Raw genomic sequence first — 6,878 nt, forward strand, 5'->3', positions numbered from 1 at the left:
CACGGCGCACGCACACTGAGGGCACATGAAGAAAACGAGGGCAAAGAAAAACCCAGCAACCCGTTGAGATTGCTGGGTTTCTCGGAGTGGAGGCGGCGGGAATCGAACCCGCGCTGGGCGGTGCGAAACCTCTAGCAGAATCGCGCCCTTGCCTTGCAACCGCCCGGAATGATTCGGAGTCGTTATTCCGCCGCGTCCCATGGCGTCCCGTCCTGTTCCAGCCCGTTCCGCAGGTTCCTGCGACATACGTGCAACATGGCGGCCGTGGTGAGTGCTGGGGCTCGTGGTGAGCGTTGGGGATTGTAGCCAGCCTCCTGACCGCGCGCGTCGGACAAGTCGACGCGGGCCTCTTGGCGAGCGTAGGGCCGCGTGGTGCCGTCCATGCTGCACGAGCGGACCACCGTAGGGCTCGCTGTGCTCGCTGGGGCTGCGTGGCGAGCGTCCTGGCCAGACACGTCGCACACGTCGACAAGGGCCTCGTGGGGAGCATCTAAGCAGGTTGGATGCGGCCACCCTAGGACGCGGGCCTCGCGGTGATCACTGGGGCCTCGTGGCCAGTGCCTTGGCCGGACACGTCGGATGCGGGCCTCTCAGTGAGCGATGGGACTCGTGGTGCCGGTCGCGGTAGGGACGGCCCTTCGCCGTTTCCGGCTGAGACCGCCCCCCGCACAGCTCCCAGCGAGCGGAACTACCGCACTGGGCTCCCACCTCGGGTCTTGGCGTAGAATCGTTCGTCCGGCCAAGGATGTTGGATTCTCGCGGGCGGTAACCACCGGTCCGCGAGTCGTGTCATCCGCTTCCAGTTCAGCCGGTGCCGCTGGCTTCGCCGTCGCAGGCTCTTCTCCCACGTCCGGATGACCTCTGTTCGGAAACGACCGATGGCCCGGCTGTTCGTCGGTACCGCGTGGTACGCGAAGTACCCACGGACCACGGAGCCGAGCCAGCGACCTTGCGCATCGACTGGCTCATGTCGGCGCCGCGCCATGGCGTTCTTGAGCGCCCGGAGCGTGGTCCGCATCCGCTTCGAGTCCGTGTGCCGGGTCAGTAGAAAGTATCCTCGGCGAGACTTTCCGCAGATGTGGACCAGCCCGAGGAAGCGGAAGGTCTCCGCTGCACCACGCTCCCCTCGTCTCAGCCGCTTCGCATTCGCGTCGCGTCCGAACTCGATGAGCCGCGTCTTGTCGGAGTGCAGTTCCAACTGGAACTTGCGCAATCGCTCTCGCAGGTCCTCGTGGAGCTTCTTCCCATCTTCCTCGTGCTCGAAGCCCACCACGAAGTCATCGGCATAGCGCACGACCACCACCTCTCCGCGTGCCGTCCTCTTCCTCCATTGGTGGACCCACAGGTCGAGGGCGTAGTGCAGGTAGATGTTCGCCAGCAGCGGCGAAACCGTCGCACCTTGCGGTGAGCCTACCTTGCTCTGCGTCCACGTCCCTTCCTCCATGACACCTGCGTTCAGCCACTTCTGGATGAGTCGCAGGAGCCGATGGTCTCCTATCCGGTGCTCGACGAACTTCACCAGCCACCCATGGTCGATGGCATCGAAGAATCCACGGATGTCCGCATCGAGCACCCAGTTCACCTTCCTCCGCTTGAGCCCGACCGCGAGCGCATCCAGCGCATCATGCTGGCTTCGCCCCGGCCGAAATCCATAGGAGAAGCCGAGGAAGTCCTTCTCGTAGATGGCGTTCATCACCTCGACCACCGCTCGCTGGACGAGCTTGTCTTCCAGCGAGGCGATGCCGAGCGGTCTCTGCCGCCCATCGGCCTTGGGGATGTACGTTCTGCGTGAGGGCTTCGCCCGGTACGCCCCTCGATGCAGCCGTGCGTGCAGCTCCAGGAGATTCTCCTCAAGCCGCTCGCCGTACTGCTCCCACGTCACGCCGTCCACCCCGGGTGCGGCGTTCCGCTTCAGTTGCATGAACGCCGTCCCTAGTCGTTCAACCGTGACGTGGTGCAGGAGCGCGGTGAACCTCGCTTCCTTGTCCTTCCTTGCTCTGCTGCGCACGCGGTCGAGCTCACTGTGCGCGGGACTGCTCCGGCTCTGGGTCCGGTCCGCGTTTCGCTTCGCCGCGTTGCCCTTGGCCTTGCCCCTTCCCTCCACGGCTTCCGCCACGGCTCTCGCCGCGTTGTTCGACCGCTTCACCGGTACTATGGGCTCGTCCGACTTCCCCGCGTCGTTCATCACCGGCTCGTGGCTACAAGCCTTCCCGGTGCGTCCCGCGGTTCCATCACCCGCGGGCGACATGGGGACCTCCCGGTTCTCGTGCAGAAAGGCTCTGTACGTGCCACGGGCCTCCGACCGCGCGGTGTCGATTGCGCCTCGCGCTGGCGGCGCAGTTCGTGTTGCCTTCCGCTTCGGTTAACAGCGTCGGCACTCCGGAGGGGTTGATTTCGCGGCTCGATACCGTGCCCGTACGTGCCCCTGTCAACGCTTCGGCGGCAGCCTCGCGGCTGTCGCTGCATGACTCGGGGTCGTCGTGGGTCGCTACTCCTTCGACGTGAGGCTCTTTCATCCTCTCCTTCCTGCCGGTTTATCCCGGCGCACTAACCGTTCACGGGGTACGCCTTACCGCACCCCTACTGCTTGCGCTCGCAGGGCAGGCAAGCGCGATAAGGAGGACAAGATCTAGCCGCAAAGAACCGAAACTGGTTCTCCTTGAATCCGTATGATGTCTAAGCCGCTGAAAATGCTCGGCTTTTGGGGTGTCCCACCCCGTGAACGGTTACGTGGTGCCTTCCAGGCCGGACACCTCGACGTGTGGCTCGTGGTGTGCATCATCGTGGGCGGCTAGACTCGTGTGCATGGCACGAAGCAAACCAGCCCCGATAGATCGGGACGCAACCGGCGTAAAGTCGCTGGTGAGGCCATATTTCTCGGCGCATGCACTGTCCCCCCGCCCCCTCATGGCACGTAGGATGCTGCGCCGCGCCCGCATAGGGATCGGAACGCTTCTTGAGATGGTGCGGCGTCATCCGTTCGCGATCCTCAGCCCGCCAACCTCGCCACTAACGGAAGGTATTATGACCAACTCCGCCGCTCCCGCGACTGCCGTGCCCCTGCCCATCGGCACAATCATCGCCTCCATCCTCAGGCCCGACTCGTTGCCGGCGGGCTGGTTGCCCTGCGACGGCTCCCCGATCCCAGCCGAGTACCAGGAACTCATCACTTTGCTGAACAGCCCCAATACGCCAAACTTGATCGGCCGCACCTTGATCGGAGCAGGCAACCTTAGTGCCGCATCCACCAAGCAGACCGACGGGCTCAACCCGGAGTTCTCGCTCCTAGGCCCGTTGCTCGGCGGTTCGCTTCAGATCAGCGCGACTGGCGGCGAATCTCTGCACTACCTATCGCAAGACGAAATTCCGGCCCACACCCATCACATCAACGGGACAAATTTTGGGGTGCACCAGCGGAGCTTCAGTGGGGCGGACGGCGCTAATCGGCCCTTTGAAAACAACCCAGCCTACTCTCTCGCTGGAACCGATTCCACCGGTGGGGGGAAAGCTCACAACAACCTCCAGCCATATTACGCGGTGACCTATATCATCTTCGGAGGGCCCTGACGCCAGACAGGTCACCACGCCCCAAGAATAGCTATACAGAGCACCTCATGCGAGGCTCCCTGCCTCTGCGCCCCGTCCCCTTTCCACGCGAGTTTATTCCATGTTCAAGCCCAGTGATCCCTATACGTACATGCTCAACGGGCCCTTGCAGAATGGCGGCGGGCCCGCGCTTGGCCTGTTCACCGCCCTGTATCAGGTAACCCACTACGACGACGTGCAATTGTCATCGGGCACGGTGCAGGCCGGGGTCGCAAATGATGGGGTGCGCAAGTACATCCTTTCTGTGACACAGCGAATCACAATCTACAATCCGAGCGGCATGACCCTCAGTCCGGAGAGCGACGTTTCTTCGTATCTCAACTACCCGGCACTGCTGAACACGCTGGTTGAGTTGCCTTCGCAGAAGAACATTCAAGTGCAACTGGTTGGCTATTCGCCGCACACGGTCAATACGCAAGTCCAGGTATCGGGCACCCTTGGGTCCTCAAGCGGTCAGACCACTAGCAGTTCCACCAGCAACACCGTGGGGTCGTCCATGGCGCAGACCAACACCTTCGGGGTGTCGATGGGCGTGTCTGGAGATGGCCCCAACTTCGGGGCGTCGGCGGAACAATCGATCACCACCACCACCGAGCAATCCTCCACCGTCGCCCGCGACACCGGACGTAGCGCCACGCAGGAGAGTTCGTCGTCTGCCTACATGAGCATGAAGGACTGGGGGGCGTACAGTCTGATCAACCCAGTCACAAACTGCCCGTCTTGGACCTTCGGGCAGGAATACCCGTGGGACACGATCCAATGCCGCAAAACCACCCAAGAGCCAAACCCGTACAACCCCGCGCAGGTGCTAATGGTGGTGCCAAGCACGATGATGGTGCGCCTGTATGACGGAGTATCGCTGTATCCACCCAGTCACCTGTCCATGTTCGGCATCAATTTCGTGATGACAGCGCAATGGCTGGTAACCGTCGACAACACCGTCGCCGACTCGATCTCGTTTGATCACACCATCAACTATTTCACCGCCTCGCACGTACTCAAAGGTGATAACGATAACAAGCCGGTGTCGGTTTACCTGGACAAGAGTCCAATCCTGCTGTCGCTGCACGGGACCGATAGCATTTCCACGACGCTCGACCTCGGCGTCATGGGACTAGACCCAGTGGGCGACCCGTCGGCGCCGACAGTAGTGGGGTTCGTGCCGGCCAAGTTTATCTGCCTGCCCGCCCCGGCGGCGAGTGGCGAACAACCGGTGCCATTCCGCATCTTCTCCACCACCAATACCCTGCTGGCGTTCGACACTACGACCTACCCAGCCAACTGCACTGCGGGAGCCGGGTTCAGCCCTGGCGATACCGCCCTAACCGCCACCCTTGCCGGCAATTGCACCAGCCTAACCTTCACTCTACTGTTCAAGGTCATCGACGCCACAACTGACTACACCCTGAACCTGAAGCACTGGAAAACCACCCCTACCAACCTGATGCTGACCATCGTCGTCAACGGCGACACCACGCTCACCAAGTACGTGGACGCGCTGGAGGCCGAAGGCGGCGAGAACAATCTCCTGTCCATCGCCCTGCGTAACCTCGACTTCGCCTCGGCGGATTTCGCCGACATGCTGACGTTGGGGCTGAATTCCATCGCTATTACAGTGGCCCCGGCTGATGGCACCAGCAGCGCCGGGTACGCCCTGCGCGCGATCTCTATCGAGCCGTCCTGATGCTGATCCGGCGGGCGGCGTCAGTCCGTTGACCTACCACCGTACCGACCGTCCAGCCACGGAATCCGGCGATGCCAAACTGATGACGAATCTGCAACAGAGTTCAAAGAAGATCTTGAAGCAGAGCCTGACCGTCAAGAGCCAAAACAGCAAGGTGACCCACAAGAGCCTGGGGAAACAATTCGTCGAGATCGGGCGCAATATCCGCAGCCTCTCTGGAAGATCGCGCTCTACAAAGCAGCACAAGATCACATTGAAACCGGGCCCTAAATACGCACTCGGAAGGGTCCGGCGTCTGCTACTCGACCCAGCGAAGGTGAATGCAAAAAGAAAGTTCGGCGGGACCTACCGCGGCATTCAGGCAGAACAGGACGAACTGGTCTCAACCTCCTCCGTCCGCGATTTGATCACAGGGGTATTGAAACGTGGTACCCTGTCCCAGAACGAGCAGAAGGAGATGGAAACGGTCTTCGAGGAGATGTCGAAGCTGCGCTTTCCAACGAAATGGACTGGGTTCGCGCTGAAAAATAAGGTGATGCAGCACCCGACCGCCAAGGGCAGCGGCTGGTTTGCGGATTCGTCCCAGACCATGAAGGCTCACAACGAGCTGGACCTGGAGCGTCGCAACGAGGTGGTGCAAGCCATGTTGGACGCACTGAAGGAGAAGAATGCATCGCCGATGAGTGTCGCCAATGCAGGCAAGCGGGCGGCCCTCGCATTCTCACTGAACGAGTTCATTGCTCCTGCTACAGCAAGCGACGTAACACCCTTCGCGCTGGCTAAGAGCAAGACGCAGAAGGAGTTGAAGGAACAGGTGGTGGCACGGGAAAACCTGAAGGCTATCTTCATAGAATTGGGAGGGAAGCAAGACCAAGGCCGAGCAGAGCTGAACCGGAAGTGGAGTCTGCGCAAGGGCAAACGCTCCGCCAGTCCGCAGCGCCTGTCCAAGTCGACGCCTGAGAGCCAGTTGGCCCCCAGTCTCAAGTAGGCTGACCCCCCAAGCAGGTGCTGAGGAAGAGAGCGTAGGGATTAGAGGGTGTTGAGCAGGAGCAGGGCGGCAGGCGTCCTGCCCTGCCGAACTGTCTGCCACGGACGTCGGAGCCGACCCACGCTCATGACTGTTCGGAAATGTCGGGACTTTTATGGCTTAAAACCCCCGACATTTCCGAACAGTGAGCCAGCAAGCGGGGTCGGCCGGGACATGGGCTTGCCCCGATTTGGTGGCTCTCCTGCAATTTGTGTGGATCCCATGGCTCATGCGAACGGGCGCACGAGCGGGCTCGCCTGCTTACTGCCGCTGAACCACACGAAGTGCGGGAGAGCCACCAAACCGGGGCAGGCTCACTCGGCCAGACTGAGCGCCGGTCCCAGTTTGGCAACGACCATGAGGCGGCCCCTGAGAGTCTTCCGGCTTAAGAGGGTGTTGAGCGTGCGCGAGGAGAAGCTTGGCTGGAGAGGAGGGTAGCGCCCAAGCCCTCAGAGAATAGCCCACGGGTGAACATCCCGTCCGACTAGCAGGCTGCTGAAAAAGTGACTGGCGGAGGACCCACCTCATGAGCTACCTGCCTCGGAGCACCTACGTGGGAGG

At 61.7% G+C, this 6,878-nt stretch carries 4 protein-coding genes; 3 read left to right on the forward strand and 1 reads right to left on the reverse strand.

Going from position 1 to position 6,878, the window contains the following annotated elements; translation table 11 throughout:
- Positions 1–688: 688 nt before the first annotated feature.
- Entirely contained in the window at positions 689–2,248 is a 1,560-nt protein-coding gene (ltrA, locus tag KY661_RS36890; RefSeq protein WP_398577292.1) for a group II intron reverse transcriptase/maturase, read from the reverse strand.
- A 671-nt stretch (positions 2,249–2,919) separates the two neighbouring features.
- Here ltrA and KY661_RS36895 point away from each other — a divergent pair.
- From KY661_RS36895 to KY661_RS36905, 3 genes are all read left to right on the forward strand, one after another.
- On the forward strand, positions 2,920–3,567 hold the full coding sequence (locus tag KY661_RS36895; protein ID WP_225414651.1) for a phage tail protein: 648 nt from the start codon (positions 2,920–2,922) through the stop codon (positions 3,565–3,567).
- 100 nt (positions 3,568–3,667) lie between these two features.
- The gene (locus KY661_RS36900) at positions 3,668–5,290 is read left to right on the forward strand and encodes a hypothetical protein (protein WP_225414652.1); all 1,623 of its coding nucleotides are present in this window, start codon (positions 3,668–3,670) and stop codon (positions 5,288–5,290) included.
- Positions 5,291–5,318: 28 nt separating this feature from the next.
- A complete protein-coding gene (locus KY661_RS36905) occupies positions 5,319–6,278 on the forward strand; it encodes a hypothetical protein (RefSeq protein ID WP_225414653.1) in 960 nt (319 codons plus the stop codon).
- Positions 6,279–6,878 lie beyond the last annotated feature (600 nt).

This window comes from Allostigmatella hybrida (genome assembly GCF_020103775.1).
Classification (GTDB): Bacteria; Myxococcota; Myxococcia; order Myxococcales; family Myxococcaceae; genus Hyalangium; species Hyalangium aurantiaca.